Below are 14,113 nucleotides of genomic sequence, written 5' to 3'. Positions count from 1 at the left end.
CGCTTTCCCTATCGATAACGCATTGACGTTTACGGTAAGGGAATATGACACATGCGTTTTGAAGGCACCAAGGACTATGTAGCAACCGATGATTTGAAGGTTGCGGTCAACGCTGCCGCTACATTGAGACGCCCTCTCCTCGTCAAAGGTGAACCTGGCACCGGAAAAACTGTTCTGGCTTACGAAATTGCCAAGGCGTTAGACATGCCGATGATTGAGTGGAACGTAAAATCTACCACCAAAGCGCACCAGGGCCTGTATGAATATGATGCTGTCGCCCGTCTGCGTGACGGACAACTCGGCGATGAGCGTGTTCACGATATTTCCAACTATATCCGCAAGGGCAAGCTCTGGGAGGCCTTTACGTCTCCTGATCTGCCCGTGCTGTTGATCGACGAGATCGACAAGGCGGATATCGAGTTTCCAAACGACTTGCTGCAGGAACTCGACCGGATGGAGTTTCATGTTTACGAGACCAAGGAAACGATCAAAGCGGCGGAACGGCCGATTGTGATCATCACCTCGAACAACGAAAAAGAACTGCCAGACGCCTTCCTGCGCCGCTGTTTCTTTCATTATATCAAGTTCCCTGATCGGGAAACGATGCAGGAAATCATCAACGTCCACTTCCCTGATATACAAGGAATTTTGGTTAAAAAGGCGATGGATATTTTTTACGATGTCCGCGATGTGCCGGGCCTCAAAAAGAAACCCAGCACCAGCGAATTGCTCGATTGGCTGAAATTGCTGCTCAGCGAAGATATGCCGCTTGAAGCATTGCAATCGAAAGACCCGACTAAAGCCATCCCACCACTACACGGTGCGTTGCTCAAAAATGAGCAAGACGTTATGCTTTTTGAACGGCTGGCATTTATGGCCAAAAGGGAAGCGCGCTAAGCGGAGCGTAATATGTTCTTTAACTTCATGGACGAACTCAGAGCCGCAGGCATAACGGCTTCGCTCAAGGAACATCTGGTGCTGCTGGAGGCGCTGGATAAAGACGTGATTCGCCGTACCCCGGAGGATTTCTATTTTCTCTCCCGTGCAACGTTTGTGAAGGATGAAGGCCTGCTTGATCGCTTTGATCAGGTATTTTCGAAGGTCTTTAAAGGCATAGAAACCACTTATGGTATGCAGGAACAGGAAATACCGCTCGACTGGCTGAAGGCGGTGGCTGAAAAATATCTCTCTGAAGAAGAGATGGAAGAGGTTAAAAAACTCGGCAGCTGGGATGAGATTATGGAGACGCTGAAAGAGCGTCTCGCCGAGCAGGAAAAGCGCCACGAAGGCGGGAGCAAGTGGATCGGCACAGGCGGCACCTCTCCCTACGGAAATTCAGGTTATAATCCCGAAGGCGTGCGCATTGGCGGCGAAGGTGGTCAGAAAAAGGCTATAAAAGTCTGGGACAAAAGAGAATTCCAGAACCTGGATCATACTAAGCAGCTCGGCACGCGAAATATCAAGGTTGCAATGCGACGCCTGCGCAAATTTGCCCGCGAAGGTGCAGCAGATGAGCTGGATATTAATCGCACAATTGATGGCACCGCGAAACAGGGATGGCTTGATATTCACATGCGGCCCGAGCGGCATAACGCAGTTAAACTTTTGCTGTTTCTCGATGTCGGCGGCTCGATGGATCCGTTTATCAAACTATGCGAAGAATTATTTAGTGCCGCCAATAGTGAGTTCAAAAACCTGGAGTTCTTCTATTTCCACAACTGTCTTTATGAAGGCGTGTGGAAGGACAATCGCCGCCGCTTTTCCGAGCGGACAAACACTTGGGATATCCTCCACAAGTACGGACATGACTATAAAGTCATATTCGTTGGCGATGCATCAATGAGCCCTTATGAAATCACCCATCCTGGTGGATCGGTGGAACATTTCAACGAGGAAGCCGGGGTGACCTGGCTGAACCGGATGACCAATACCTATCCTGCGACAGCGTGGCTCAATCCTGTACCCGAGAAACAATGGGGCTATTCACAAAGCGTTAGAATTGTGCGCGAACTGCTCAACGATCGGATGTATCCGCTGACGTTGGAAGGCTTGGGCGATGCGATGAAAGAACTGACCCGGAAACAGGGCTAAGCTCGTCCTAGGCCTCGACGGCCAAAAGGGTGGTGCCTTCATATTTCTCTGCCGCAGGTTCGAAAATGTCGGACATTTCAAAATGGAAGTCTTCAACCCGAACATTCTGCAGGCCGGATAATTTAAACGTCGCAAGTTTGGTTTCGCGCGGCGGTTGACCTTCTTTTTCGACGGGTACAGCGTCGACATAAAGTTCGTCATGACGTGTGTAAACGATATGCGGAGCTAGCTTGAATGCTGTGCGATTATAGGTCGCCACGACGCATTTTTTTAGCGCAACGCCTTCAAAAAATTCTTTGCTCGGTAACATATTGCGAAAATATCACAATTGTCAGCATTTGCAAGCTTTATGTTGCAGTGCAGCATTCCACATGAATTACTCGAAAAAGATCAATAGATCAGGTATTCGGCGAGCATCTGCCCCCACATCCGTTCGTCCGGCGCGGTAAAGGCTTCCAGATCATTGGCTATAGTAGATGGGCTATCAATCCATTCCCTGAGCTGCGGACCGCCGTTGATGACATCAATCGCGAGTTTGCCTTCTTCGTATTCATAGGCAAAATCGCGCCAAAGTTCATATCCGAAATAGAGCTTACGGATCGCTTTGAATGCCAAAGCTTGCAGGCGCCAAGGACGAAAGTCTGCATGATTATATCGCGGCCCCTCGGTATGGATCTGGATGCCATTGCACAGCATGCCTTTATGCTTATGAAATGTCGGTTCAAACCAGCATTCTCTCAATGTCACGCCTTTGAGCCATTGCGGTGCGCGTTTGTGCATTTCTGCAATCACAGCCCGAGCGTCGATATCGGGAGCGCCAAACAACTCAAGCGGCCTTGTAGTCCCTCGCCCTTCCGATAGTGTGGTTCCCTCCAGCATGACCGTGCCGGCATAGGCGCGCGCCATCATAACGTTCGGCGCATTGGGGCTAGGATTTATCCAGACACGATCCGTCGGCCAACCTGACCCTGGGCCTTCAGGCTGCCAGCCTTGCATTTCAATGACCTTATATTGCACATCAAGATCGAAATAATGGATGAACCAACGTCCCATTTCGCCAAGCGTCAGACCGTGACGCATCGGCATGGGCGCAGCACCAACGAAGCTTTCCCAGCCTTCTTCCAGCATATTGCCTTCGATTGGCCTTCCCACCGGATTCGGTCGATCCAGCACCCAAACCGCTTTTCCATGCTCGGCTGCGGCTTCCAGCACATAACGAAGAGTCGTTATGAAGGTATAAATCCGGCAGCCCAGATCTTGAAGATCAATGAGGAGAACATCAAATGTCCCCATCGATTGGCCGGTAGGTCGGCGGACTTCGCCGTAAAGACTGAAAACCGGAATACCGTGAACGGGATCAGTATAATCTTCCGTTTCGACCATATTGTCCTGTTTGTCACCGCGCAGACCATGTTGCGGGCCAAATGCGGCGGTCAGATTAATTCCGCCGCAGGCAGCTAATGCATCTAGCGAGTGTTCCAAATCCCTCGTAACCGAGGCTGGATGAGCTAGTAAAGCAACGCGCTTGCCTTCGAGAGGCTTGCGCAAGGCAGGATCTTCAAGAAGTCGGTCTATTCCAAATTTCATAAGGCTTTTGATGCCTTCAGATCAGCCGAAAAGCAATCCCGATGGTGAAATTCCGGTACTCCTGCTGGGTGGGCCACAGCCCAGAATGATTTTGGGCCATCAACCTCTTCTATCACAACAGAAAAACTTGCTTTCAAGTCCTGGTTATCAAAACGCTCGGGCAGGAGCAAAGTCGTTTCCAGCGCAAGATGGGTTTCGCTGGCATCACAATAGATTTCCGGCACTCCCGGCACTTCCATATTGGCCATATCTTTGCGAAACGCGCTGAATTGATAAGCTGCCCATTGCGACGAAGGAGAGAAATTATACTCGCCATAGGCTTCATCACCTGGAATGCGCACAAATAACTCGCAACAGGTTGTTTGCCAAAGATTGTCACGGCGTTCGCCATTCGCTGGATCGGGTGTGCTAATTGCATTCAGCTCCCCATCGATATGATAACGGAGCCATAATTGTCCTGATTCGGTCCATTCCTGACTGACGGTTATTGCCTCAATGCGATCAGCAGGATGATCGGGATGACAGAACAACGACCAGCTATTTTCAGAATATGCCTTGGGATCAATTTCCGAGTTCAATGTCTGTTCCTTTTTATGAAGTCGTTTCAAATCAGCATGTCGTTAGATATCCACTAGCCTGATCGTCAACGATTGGGAAAGTGCTGATTAACGCGATTGCACCTTTTGGCCGCCAAAGGTAACAGCTTCACCATGACACACTATCAATCTGATCTCCTGCGCGTCCTCAATGATCGCGGCTATATTCACCAGTTAACCGATGCCGACGGGCTTGATGCGCTTGCCTGCAAGGTGATCGTACCGGGTTACATCGGTTTTGATGCGACCGCACCGTCACTACACGTCGGCAGCCTTGTTCAGATCATGATGTTGCGGCGCATGCAGCAAACCGGCCACAAACCGATCGTAGTGATGGGCGGCGGCACCACAAAAGTCGGCGATCCATCTGGTAAGGATGAAAGCCGCAAAATGCTAAGCGCAGCAGATATTGATGCCAACATCGACAGCATCAAGCGGATATTCGAGCAGTTCCTTACTTTTGGCGATGGGCCAACCGACGCGATCATGGTCAATAATGCAGACTGGCTAGACGCCCTGAATTATGTCGACATGCTGCGCAATATAGGACCGCATTTCACGATTAACCGGATGCTCACATTCGAATCTGTTAAAATACGTCTCGACCGCGAGCAGCCCCTGACCTTTCTCGAATTTAATTACATGATCTTGCAAGCCTATGATTTTCTTGAGTTATCCCGACGGAATGACTGCCGTTTGCAATTAGGCGGTTCGGACCAATGGGGCAATATCATCAACGGAATAGAGCTCACGCGAAGGATTGATAGCCAACAACTGTTTGGACTCACAACACCGCTGATCGCTACCGCAGATGGTAGCAAAATGGGCAAAACGGCAAATGGCGCCGTCTGGCTCAACGCCGATCAGCTTTCGCCATATGACTATTGGCAATTCTGGCGGAATACGCAGGATGCAGACGTTGGCCGTTTCTTGCGTCTTTTTACCGACATTGATCTAGACGAAATCCAGCGTCTGGAAGCATTGGAGGGCTCCGAGATAAACCTTGCCAAGAAAACACTGGCCGATGCCGCAACGACTATGGCGCACGGCGAGAAAGCTGCGCAACACGCCGCTCAGACGGCTGAAAATCTATTTGAGCAAGGTCAAGCGGGCGGTGATTTGCCGGTTTTTGAGGTGTCGTATGATCAAATTTCGATTCTTGATGCGCTTGTCGGCATTGGTTTTTGTGCGTCCAAAGGCGAAGCGAAACGGTTGGTGTCAGGCGGCGGCGCAAGGCTTGACGGCGAAGTTGTGAGCGATATGGGTACAATGATTTCTGCCACTGATGCCGATGTCAAAATCTCTGCTGGAAAGAAGAAGCACGGGCTAATCCGCAAGGTCGGCTAGCCACATTTCTTACCTAATTTTTACCAGTTTACCTTTTGTTTGGGAAACTGCCCTAGAGTTGCAATTGAATAACTTGTGGGACCTATGTTTTGACCAGCGCAATAAATCATGCAACGCCCGACCCGCGCAGAGCGACGCGCTTTCCGGTGGATTTCGATACGATTTGTGAAACCCGCAAAGATGGCGAGTTCGCTGGCAAGATTACAAATATTTCAGCTCATGGTTGCCAGTTGGTCCACGAAGTACCGCTGGAAAAAGGCGATCGCGTAGTTGTGCGTTTGCCGATTGCAGGGCGAATTGAAGCATTCTTAGTCTGGAGTCACAATGGCCGTTCTGGATTTGAATTTGAACGGGTCATTCGCGAAGCCGATTTCGCGGTGATGGTCGACAAGATCGTTACTGTCGAATAAAATCGAAATTAGCCGCTACGCAGCAGGCTAACACCCCAATCTTTCTCAAACAGATAAAGCGCAACTCGCGCTGCCTGCCCCCGTTCACTTTCGAGTCCACCATCCCGGTCGAGAAGAAGCCGCGCATCATCGGTAGCCGGCGCAATAAACTCGGTAACTTGTTCAGACGATGCAATGCGAAAGCCAGCTTCTCCAGATTGTCGCGTACCCAGCAATTCGCCTGCTCCACGCAATCTCAGATCTTCCTCTGCAATGCGGAAGCCATCGTTGGTTTCACGGAGCAATGTCAGTCGTGCCCGGGCCGTTTCGCTCAGAGTATCCCCACGCAGCAGTAGACAGTTTGATTTTACGCTTCCCCGGCCAACCCGGCCACGAAGCTGATGCAATTGCGCCAAGCCGAAGCGGTCCGCCGCTTCGATAATCATCAAGCTCGCATTGGGAACATCAACGCCGACCTCAATAACTGTCGTGGCAACCAGTATCTTGATTTCATCACGCTGAAACCTTTCCATAACCGCGTCTTTTTCCGGCCCTTTCATCCGGCCATGCACCAGCCCGACATCATCGCCGAAACGGGAGCACAAGGTGGACGCGCGGTCTTCGGCTGCGGCCAGGTCGCTCTTTTCACTCTCTTCAACCAAGGGACAGACCCAATAGGCTTGCCCGCCGCTCGCAACATGACGCGCCAATCCGTCGACAACTTCCGCAATGCGACCGTCAGAAATCACGCGTGTTTCGATTTCCTGGCGGCCTGGTGGCAGTTCATCAATCTTGGAAACATCCATTTCACCAAATTGGCTGAGTGTCAGCGTACGCGGAATCGGTGTCGCCGTCATCGCCAGCAAATGCGGTATACGCTCTGCCTTTTGGGTCAGCATAAGCCGCTGGGAAACACCGAATTTATGCTGCTCATCGATAACTGCAAGCGCCAGCCGCTTATATTGTACCTTCTCTTGGAAGATAGCATGCGTACCGACGAGAATATCAATCGAGCCATCAGCCAGGCCCATCAACGTAGACTCGCGCACCCTGCCCTTCTCACGCCCGGTCAAAATTGCAAGACTGACGGGCAATCCGGTCAGCAGTTTCTGCAAACCTTCAAAATGTTGACGCGCCAAAATTTCTGTAGGAGCCAGTAACGCTCCCTGATATCCGGCTTCGACGGCATTGAGCAGTGCCATCAAAGCGATTAATGTTTTACCCGATCCGACATCTCCCTGCAGCAACCGCAGCATAGGAGAGGATTGCGCAAGATCACCATCAATCTCTGAAATGCAGCGCTTCTGCGCGCCGGTCAGCTCAAACGGTAAATCAAGCTTGTCTCTAAGATGACCGTCACCTTCAATGGGAGTTCCAGTTTTCCGCCGATTGCTGGCGCGCACCAGCATGAAAGCGAGTTGATTGGCGAAGACCTCGTCATAAGCCAGTCTATCCGCTGCATCGATTCCCTCTTGGCGGTGCAAAGACACGACACTGTCGTGCCAGCTTTTCCAGTTCTTGGACGCCAGCAGACTGGGCTCGATCCATTCGGGAAGTTCCGGGGCAAGTGCCACCGCCTGCTCAATGAGCTGACTCATGCGTTTGTTGCCTAGCCCATCCGACAATGGATAAATCGGTTCGACCAGTGCAATTTCGTCTTTCTCTATTGGTTCTAATACTTCGGGGTGCAGTATTTGCAGTTCGTCACCATATCGTTCAAGCTTGCCCGAAATCACCTTGGGTTCGCCGAGCGGTAACAATTTCTTGGGCCAGCCTGAATTTCGGCCGAAAAAGGTCAGGCTGATATAGTTACCGGGTCCGTCTGTTGCATAGACTCTAAATGGACTGCGCGGGCCACCACTACGATAATCTACCGGCGTGATTTCAGCGACAATATTGAGTCCGACATCTGCTTCATCCAGTTCGACAACCCGCTTTCGGCGCATCCAGTAGCTGGGTGCATGGTATTGCAAATCCTTGACCCGCGTCAGTCGCAACTTCTCAAGCGGCTTGGCTAGCGCTTTGCCAACGCCTTTCAGGGATTGGGTTTCACCAAATAATGGATTGAGTATCTCGGGCCGCATGTCTATCGGCCTTTATACCCACGTGGGGCCAATATGCCAGCCACGTTAATCGCTACGAACAAGAACAGGTGCACGACAATGGATCGCGAAAAAACGCTCAAACGCCTTCAGTTCCGTTCCTGGCATCGGGGCACCAGAGAAGCTGACGCCATTATCGGAGGTTTCTTCGACAAATATGGCGCGACTTGGACGGACGAGGAGATCATATGGTTTGAGAATTTGCTCGAACATGATGATGTCGACGTGATGGCATGGGCTATAGGGACACAGCCCATTCCCGATCAATTGCAAGGGCCGCAAATGGAGTGCATGAAGCAACTCGATTTCGTCGATCCCTATAAATGAATCTAAATCAGAAATTGAAATATCAGTCATAAGTGTCTTATTTAGATAAATTATTATCGTCGAGAGATGGAAAAACTCTGGCTGGCATTGCCGCTGGCTATCGCCCCTATTGCTTGGCTGATATCGCGGTTCAATCGGGTAAACGCACCGTATATATCGCCACAGATGATGCCGCAATGAGCGCCATTGCGGAAGTTGCGCACTATTTTCAGCCAGGTCTGGAGATCATCGAGTTTCCAGCATGGGACTGCCTGCCTTATGACCGCGCTTCACCGGCTCTTCATACAACGTCAGACCGATTGGCTGCTCTCGCCAAACTGGCTCAATCGCCAAACCAATCCCAATTGGTGGTCACAACTGTAAATGCCGTGACGCAGCGGGTGTTAGAACCGTCACGAGTTAAAGAGATGGTCACTCGCCTCGCCCCGGGAACAATAATCAAGCAAGAAAAGCTGGTTTCATTTCTCTACGCAAACGGCTTTGTCCGCGTTGATACGGTGGCTGACAGCGGCGAATTTGCAGCACGGGGCGGTTTGATAGACCTCTTCCCGCCCGGGGCCAAAACGCCGCTACGGATCGACCTGTTTGGTGACGAAATCGAAACGTTGCGGAAATTTGATCCGAATGATCAACGGACAATAGGTAATATCGATGGCTTCGAGCTATTACCGGTATCGGAATTTTTGCTCGATGAAGCGAGCATAACCCGCTTCCGGATACGATATCGGGATCTGTTTGGCGCCGTTTCAACCAGTGATCCGCTTTACCAGTCAATTTCCGAAGGGCGGCGCCTGGCTGGAATGGAGCATTGGCTACCTCTGATCGAAGAGCGGCTTGTGACACTTTTTGATTATCTTGACGATAATACGATCATCCTTCGTGATGCCGCCGCGTCGTCAGCGGCGGAGGCACAGTTTTTATCAGTTGCTGATTATTACAAAAACCGACTGGAGGCTGATAAGGCCAATATTTCCAGTTATCGACCGCTAGATCCCAAAAGCCTCTATCTGGATTCGTCGGAATGGATCGAACAGCAGAATGAAGCACCAATCCACGTCATCAGCGAATTTGACGAACCGGAATCCTATTCTGTTATACCCTTGTCCGTCTCTTCTCCACGCGATTTCTCTCCGGAAAGGGCGCGGAACGAGAATATCTATAAAGCGCTCGCGACCCATCTCAATTCGCTTTCCAAATCTGGAACAACGGCCATTGTTGCGAGTTACAGCAAAGGCTCGCGCGCGCGGCTTTATGACCTACTGACAGACCATGACGTCAAGACGGCAGTACTCTGTGATGACTGGAAATCCTGCCTCGCAGCCGAAAGTTCTGTAGCGCTTACGGTGTTGCCTCTCTCTTCCGGCTTTCGAACCGATGACATCGCGTTGCTTACCGAGCAGGATATTTTCGGTGATCGATTGGTGCGCAAATCCAGGCGCCGCAAGAGCAGTGACGCGTTTATTGAAGAACTATCTGCGCTGAACCAGGGCGATCTGGTGGTTCATCTGGAGCACGGCATAGGCCTTTATGAGGGCATTGTTTCAATCCCAGTGGGTGAAAGTCCACATGATTGCGTCCACCTGAAATATGCTGGCGGCGATAAGCTTTATGTTCCGGTTGAGAATATTGACGTTCTCAGCCGCTATGGAGATGGTGGAGACAGCGTTGTTCTCGACCGGCTCGGTGGTGAAGGCTGGCAGCGGCGCAAATCCAAGCTCAAAGAGCGCATCCGGGCAATTGCGCATGAACTGCTCAAAACCGCCGCCGCTCGCGCTTTGCAACCAGCGACTTCAGCGCGTGTTGAACCCCAGGAAATGGCCGGTTTTGTTGATCGTTTCCCGTATCAGGAAACCGACGACCAGCAACAAGCAATAGAAGAAGTGCTTGGCGATATGGCATCCGGCAAGGCGATGGACAGACTGGTTTGTGGGGATGTCGGTTTTGGTAAGACGGAAGTCGCGATGCGCGCGGCTTTTGCAGCAGCAATGGCGGGAATGCAGGTCGCCATTATCGCGCCAACCACCCTGCTTGCTCGGCAACATTTCAGCAATTTTGAAGAACGCTTCCGACCTTTTCCCTTAAAAATTGGTCGTTTATCGCGGCTCGTTCCACAAGCCGAGGCGAAAAAAACGCGTGAAGGGCTGACAACTGGTGATGTTGATATTGTGATCGGCACGCACGCACTAATTTCAAAATCAATTGAATTTCAGCGCCTTGGTTTGATTATTATCGATGAGGAGCAACGCTTCGGTGTCACCCACAAAGAGCGCCTGAAGGCCATGAAATCCGATGTACATGTTTTGACGCTTACCGCCACACCGATTCCCCGCACTTTGCAGATGGCGATGACAGGTCTGCGTGAACTGTCAGTCATTCAAACGCCTCCAGTCGATCGGCTGGCGGTGCGCACCTATGTCATGCCTTGGGATCCGGTGCCGTTGCAAGAGGCCTTGATGCGCGAGCACTATCGCGGCGGACAGTCTTTCATTGTTGTACCTCGCATCGCCGATTTACCAGACATTGAGGAGTTTCTCAAAAACTACGCTCCTGAGATCACCTATGTCGTGGCGCATGGCCAGATGCCGCCGACAACAGTGGAAGAGCGCATGTCCGCATTTTACGATCGCAAATATGATGTCCTGCTTGCGACAACCATTGTCGAAAGCGGACTGGACATTCCAAGCGCCAATACCCTCATCATTCACCGTGCGGATCGCTTTGGTCTTGCGCAACTGTATCAATTGCGCGGACGAGTCGGGCGATCCAAGACCCGTGCTTACGCCTATATGGTAACACCGAAAGATCGGATCATCACCGAAAAGGCAGAAAAGCGCCTGAAAATTCTCGGCGACCTGGATAATCTCGGTGCAGGTTTTGAACTAGCCAGCCATGATCTAGATATTCGCGGCGCTGGCAATTTGCTTGGCGATGAGCAATCCGGCCATATCCGAGAGGTTGGGTTTGAACTTTATCAATCCATGCTGGAAGACGCGATATTAGAAGCCAAAGCCAAGGGTGCCGGGCTGGAAGCTGATACCGATGGCTTCTCACCGCAGATCACCGTTGATGCGCCGATCATGATTCCGGAAAACTATGTTCCTGACCTGTCACTGCGTATGGGCCTTTATCGCCGAATGAACAGTCTCAAGACTAATCAGGAAATCCAATCATTCGCTGCCGAAATGATAGATCGCTTCGGTGATCTGCCAATACAGACCGACAATCTTCTTAAACTTATGCAGATCAAAATGAATTGCGTGCAGGCGCATATCAGCAAGATCGAAATGGGACCACGCGGCGCTTTGGTTAGCTTCCACAAAGATAAGTTTCCCAATGTGCTTGGGCTTTTGGCCTATGTAGAACGGTTGAAAGGTACGGCCAAAATCCGTCCTGACAACAAGCTATTCATCGAGCGGAAATGGCGTGATCCGAAATCTCGGCTCCATGGCTTGACCCAGCTTTCCACCGGATTATCCAAATTGGCGCAACAAAACGCTAGTTAAATGCTGATCTCAATTGCTGCGGAGTGCAAAAATCTCGAACTCTTCTGGCAAGAGCGCCCCCGACCTTAAAAACCCCTGAAAAAATTCGCAGCCTTGTTCCGCCAAGGTTTCAAGTTGAACTTGCGATTCAACCCCTTCTGCAACAACCGCCAAATCAAGATTTTGCGCCATATCAATGATCGAACGCACAACAATCTGATCCTTCTTTGATCCACTTATATCACCGGTAAGACCGCTATCGATCTTCAGGTAATCGAGGGGCAAATCCTTCAGATAGGATAAACTGCTATATCCGGTACCAAAATCATCAATAGCAATACGAATGCCCCGCTCGCGTAGCTGATGCAGACGCTCAACCGAGGCGGCCATATCACTGATAAGGCCGCTTTCGGTAATTTCTATCGTAAGATACCCCGGATCAAAACCAGTATCTTTCAGCCTATCGTCCAGTTTCTGGACAAATAGTTGCTCAGCTAAATCTCCGGCAGTGACATTGATCGAGAGACGAAGAAATGAAAGGCTATCCGGCCAGTTAGCACCTGCGACCAGCGCAATTTTGTGGATATGCTGAGATAATATTCCCAGTAACCCGGCTCTCTCGGCAACGGAAAAAAGAGTAGAGGCTCCCAATAAACCGAACTTTGGGTGATCCCAACGCGCGAGCGCTTCCGCCCCGACCAATTGACCTGTCCTAACCTTAAACTGAGGCTGCAGGACGACTGTAATTTCTGTGTTTTCAATGGCTTCAGCCAGTTCCGATTCTAAGCGCTGCTCGAGCAGAATATCAGCGCTCGATCCGCTACTGATTTTGATCAACCCCGATCCCGAGGCCATTGCTTCGGCAAGAGTCAGGCTGACACGACGAATGACAAGCGCTTCATCAGATGCAGCTTTTTCTATAGATATTCCAGCGCGCGGGACCAACTGAATGTTCCTACCATCAATTTTTGCAGGATCAAAAATCGTAGCAAGCAAATGGCGTGCAAATTCTTTGAACCTGTCATCTGATTGATCCAGCGTAGCCGCCATCAAGAAATTATGACCATCGATACGGGCGACCAGACATTCGTCTTTCGAATGATTTCCGGTTTCCAACAAGAGCCTTTGTCCGATGATGCGAAGAACCTGATCGCCAACCGGACGACCAAAGGCAGCGTTGATGGTCTGAAAGTTCTTGAGTCCGAAAGCAATTAGACCCAACGACCGTTTTTCAGTGAGGCGGTCTTTAATCCACGCCCGTGCTGCAGAGCCTTTTCGAAGACCCGAAAGCAAGTCACGATCCGTCCAGTCATCAACATTTTTTTCCGATGCGACTTCCTCGATTCGTCCATAAAATGTGTCGCCTGATGCATGGAGATGGTGGATCACGTTTTTACCATTCAGAATATGTGGGACCGCAGCTTGCGAGGAGCCATCCCTAATGCGCCCCATTGCACCACGTACGCGCTGGCGTTCATCAGCCTCCAGTTGACGGTAAATGCCGGTAATTGGGTACATATCGAAATCAACGGTTTTCAATCGTTCTCGCAACGGTTCACTGACCCATCGCTGAGAGAAGTCCCTGCGTGAACACGACCATTTTTCCTTGGAATGATCTAATAAGTTATCAAAAGCCTGCATCGCTGAGGGCCCACCGTGAATGTTTTCCACATAACGGTACGCAAAGCGTATTGCCTGCATCAGATCAGCGCGCGGGCTCTCATAGTCCAGAAAATGGGTTGCGCCGGCATCATAAGCCTTTTCCCCGATGTCGCTCTCACTAGCTTTGCCGGCCAATGCCAAAATCGCTATCCCGCCATCTTGTGAGAGCTGCGATAGTTCGGAAATTGCCGCAATACCGGCTTTTTCATCCTGCCGAACGTCAACGACGGCGACTAAAGCGTTAGAGGACAAAAAGCGCGCCCGGAGATTTTCCCCGCGTCGTGCAGAACTTACTTGCCAACCAAAACCCGCAATTTCAGCCGCCAAAGGGTCGCGGTCATGGAAAGACAGCAAAAACAGCTTTTGCGGCGCTTTATTGTCAATAGCAGAGGTGACGGGATTGTTAACTTTTGCGCTCCTTAAAAATGGCCGATTTTCCTATTCTTTTCCATAGCCAGCAAACGTTTATAGGCCGTTGCCTGCAAGCAAACAAAAAGCTAAGATTTTCATTGCCCTGTTAATTCGAGAAT

11 protein-coding genes are annotated in these 14,113 nt (G+C 50.7%); 6 read left to right on the top strand and 5 right to left on the bottom strand.

Annotated elements, in window-relative coordinates; genetic code table 11:
• The first annotated feature begins 51 nt into the window (after window positions 1–51).
• Window positions 52–897: an AAA family ATPase gene (locus HF685_RS01705; protein WP_168818020.1), complete on the top strand. Its 846-nt coding sequence runs from the start codon at window positions 52–54 to the stop codon at window positions 895–897.
• 12 nt (window positions 898–909) lie between these two features.
• The gene (locus HF685_RS01700; protein ID WP_168818019.1) at window positions 910–2,091 is read left to right on the top strand and encodes a vWA domain-containing protein; all 1,182 of its coding nucleotides are present in this window, start codon (window positions 910–912) and stop codon (window positions 2,089–2,091) included.
• 7 nt (window positions 2,092–2,098) lie between these two features.
• Here the strand turns inward: HF685_RS01700 and HF685_RS01695 are convergent, their stop codons facing one another.
• The 3 genes from HF685_RS01695 to HF685_RS01685 all read right to left on the bottom strand — a co-directional run bounded on the left by HF685_RS01695 (window position 2,099) and on the right by HF685_RS01685 (window position 4,256).
• On the bottom strand, window positions 2,099–2,401 hold the full coding sequence (locus HF685_RS01695) for a hypothetical protein (protein WP_168818018.1): 303 nt from the start codon (window positions 2,399–2,401) through the stop codon (window positions 2,099–2,101).
• Between the two features lie 80 nt (window positions 2,402–2,481).
• The gene (locus HF685_RS01690) at window positions 2,482–3,678 is read right to left on the bottom strand and encodes an exo-beta-N-acetylmuramidase NamZ family protein (RefSeq protein WP_168818017.1); all 1,197 of its coding nucleotides are present in this window, start codon (window positions 3,676–3,678) and stop codon (window positions 2,482–2,484) included.
• Window positions 3,675–4,256 (bottom strand): DOMON-like domain-containing protein, encoded by a 582-nt coding sequence (locus tag HF685_RS01685; RefSeq protein WP_168818016.1) that lies wholly within the window; start codon window positions 4,254–4,256, stop codon window positions 3,675–3,677. The genes HF685_RS01690 and HF685_RS01685 overlap by 4 nt, the downstream gene beginning before the upstream one ends.
• Before the next feature lie 132 nt (window positions 4,257–4,388).
• Between HF685_RS01685 and tyrS the strand changes: the two genes are divergently transcribed.
• Together tyrS and HF685_RS01675 are read left to right on the top strand one after the other, a co-directional pair.
• Window positions 4,389–5,621, top strand: a complete 1,233-nt coding sequence (gene tyrS, locus HF685_RS01680) for a tyrosine--tRNA ligase (protein ID WP_168818015.1) — start codon at window positions 4,389–4,391, stop codon at window positions 5,619–5,621.
• 89 nt (window positions 5,622–5,710) lie between these two features.
• Window positions 5,711–6,031 carry a PilZ domain-containing protein gene (locus tag HF685_RS01675; RefSeq protein ID WP_168818014.1) on the top strand — a complete coding sequence of 107 codons (321 nt, stop codon included), beginning with the start codon at window positions 5,711–5,713 and terminating at the stop codon, window positions 6,029–6,031.
• A gap of 8 nt (window positions 6,032–6,039) precedes the next feature.
• Here the strand turns inward: HF685_RS01675 and recG are convergent, their stop codons facing one another.
• Window positions 6,040–8,094, bottom strand: coding sequence for an ATP-dependent DNA helicase RecG (recG, locus tag HF685_RS01670; protein WP_168818013.1), 2,055 nt, complete (start codon window positions 8,092–8,094; stop codon window positions 6,040–6,042).
• A gap of 78 nt (window positions 8,095–8,172) precedes the next feature.
• Between recG and HF685_RS01665 the strand changes: the two genes are divergently transcribed.
• Window positions 8,173–8,439 carry an FAD assembly factor SdhE gene (locus tag HF685_RS01665; protein ID WP_168818012.1) on the top strand — a complete coding sequence of 89 codons (267 nt, stop codon included), beginning with the start codon at window positions 8,173–8,175 and terminating at the stop codon, window positions 8,437–8,439.
• Window positions 8,440–8,471: 32 nt separating this feature from the next.
• Entirely contained in the window at window positions 8,472–11,942 is a 3,471-nt protein-coding gene (mfd, locus tag HF685_RS01660; protein WP_168818011.1) for a transcription-repair coupling factor, read from the top strand.
• Between the two features lie 9 nt (window positions 11,943–11,951).
• Here the strand turns inward: mfd and HF685_RS01655 are convergent, their stop codons facing one another.
• Window positions 11,952–13,937 carry a putative bifunctional diguanylate cyclase/phosphodiesterase gene (locus HF685_RS01655; protein WP_168818010.1) on the bottom strand — a complete coding sequence of 662 codons (1,986 nt, stop codon included), beginning with the start codon at window positions 13,935–13,937 and terminating at the stop codon, window positions 11,952–11,954.
• Window positions 13,938–14,113 lie beyond the last annotated feature (176 nt).

It is taken from the genome of Parasphingorhabdus halotolerans, assembly GCF_012516475.1.
Lineage (GTDB): Bacteria > Pseudomonadota > Alphaproteobacteria > Sphingomonadales > Sphingomonadaceae > Parasphingorhabdus > Parasphingorhabdus halotolerans.
Note: the sequence above shows the minus strand (reverse complement) of the source record. Positions and strands in the feature narration are given on the sequence as shown.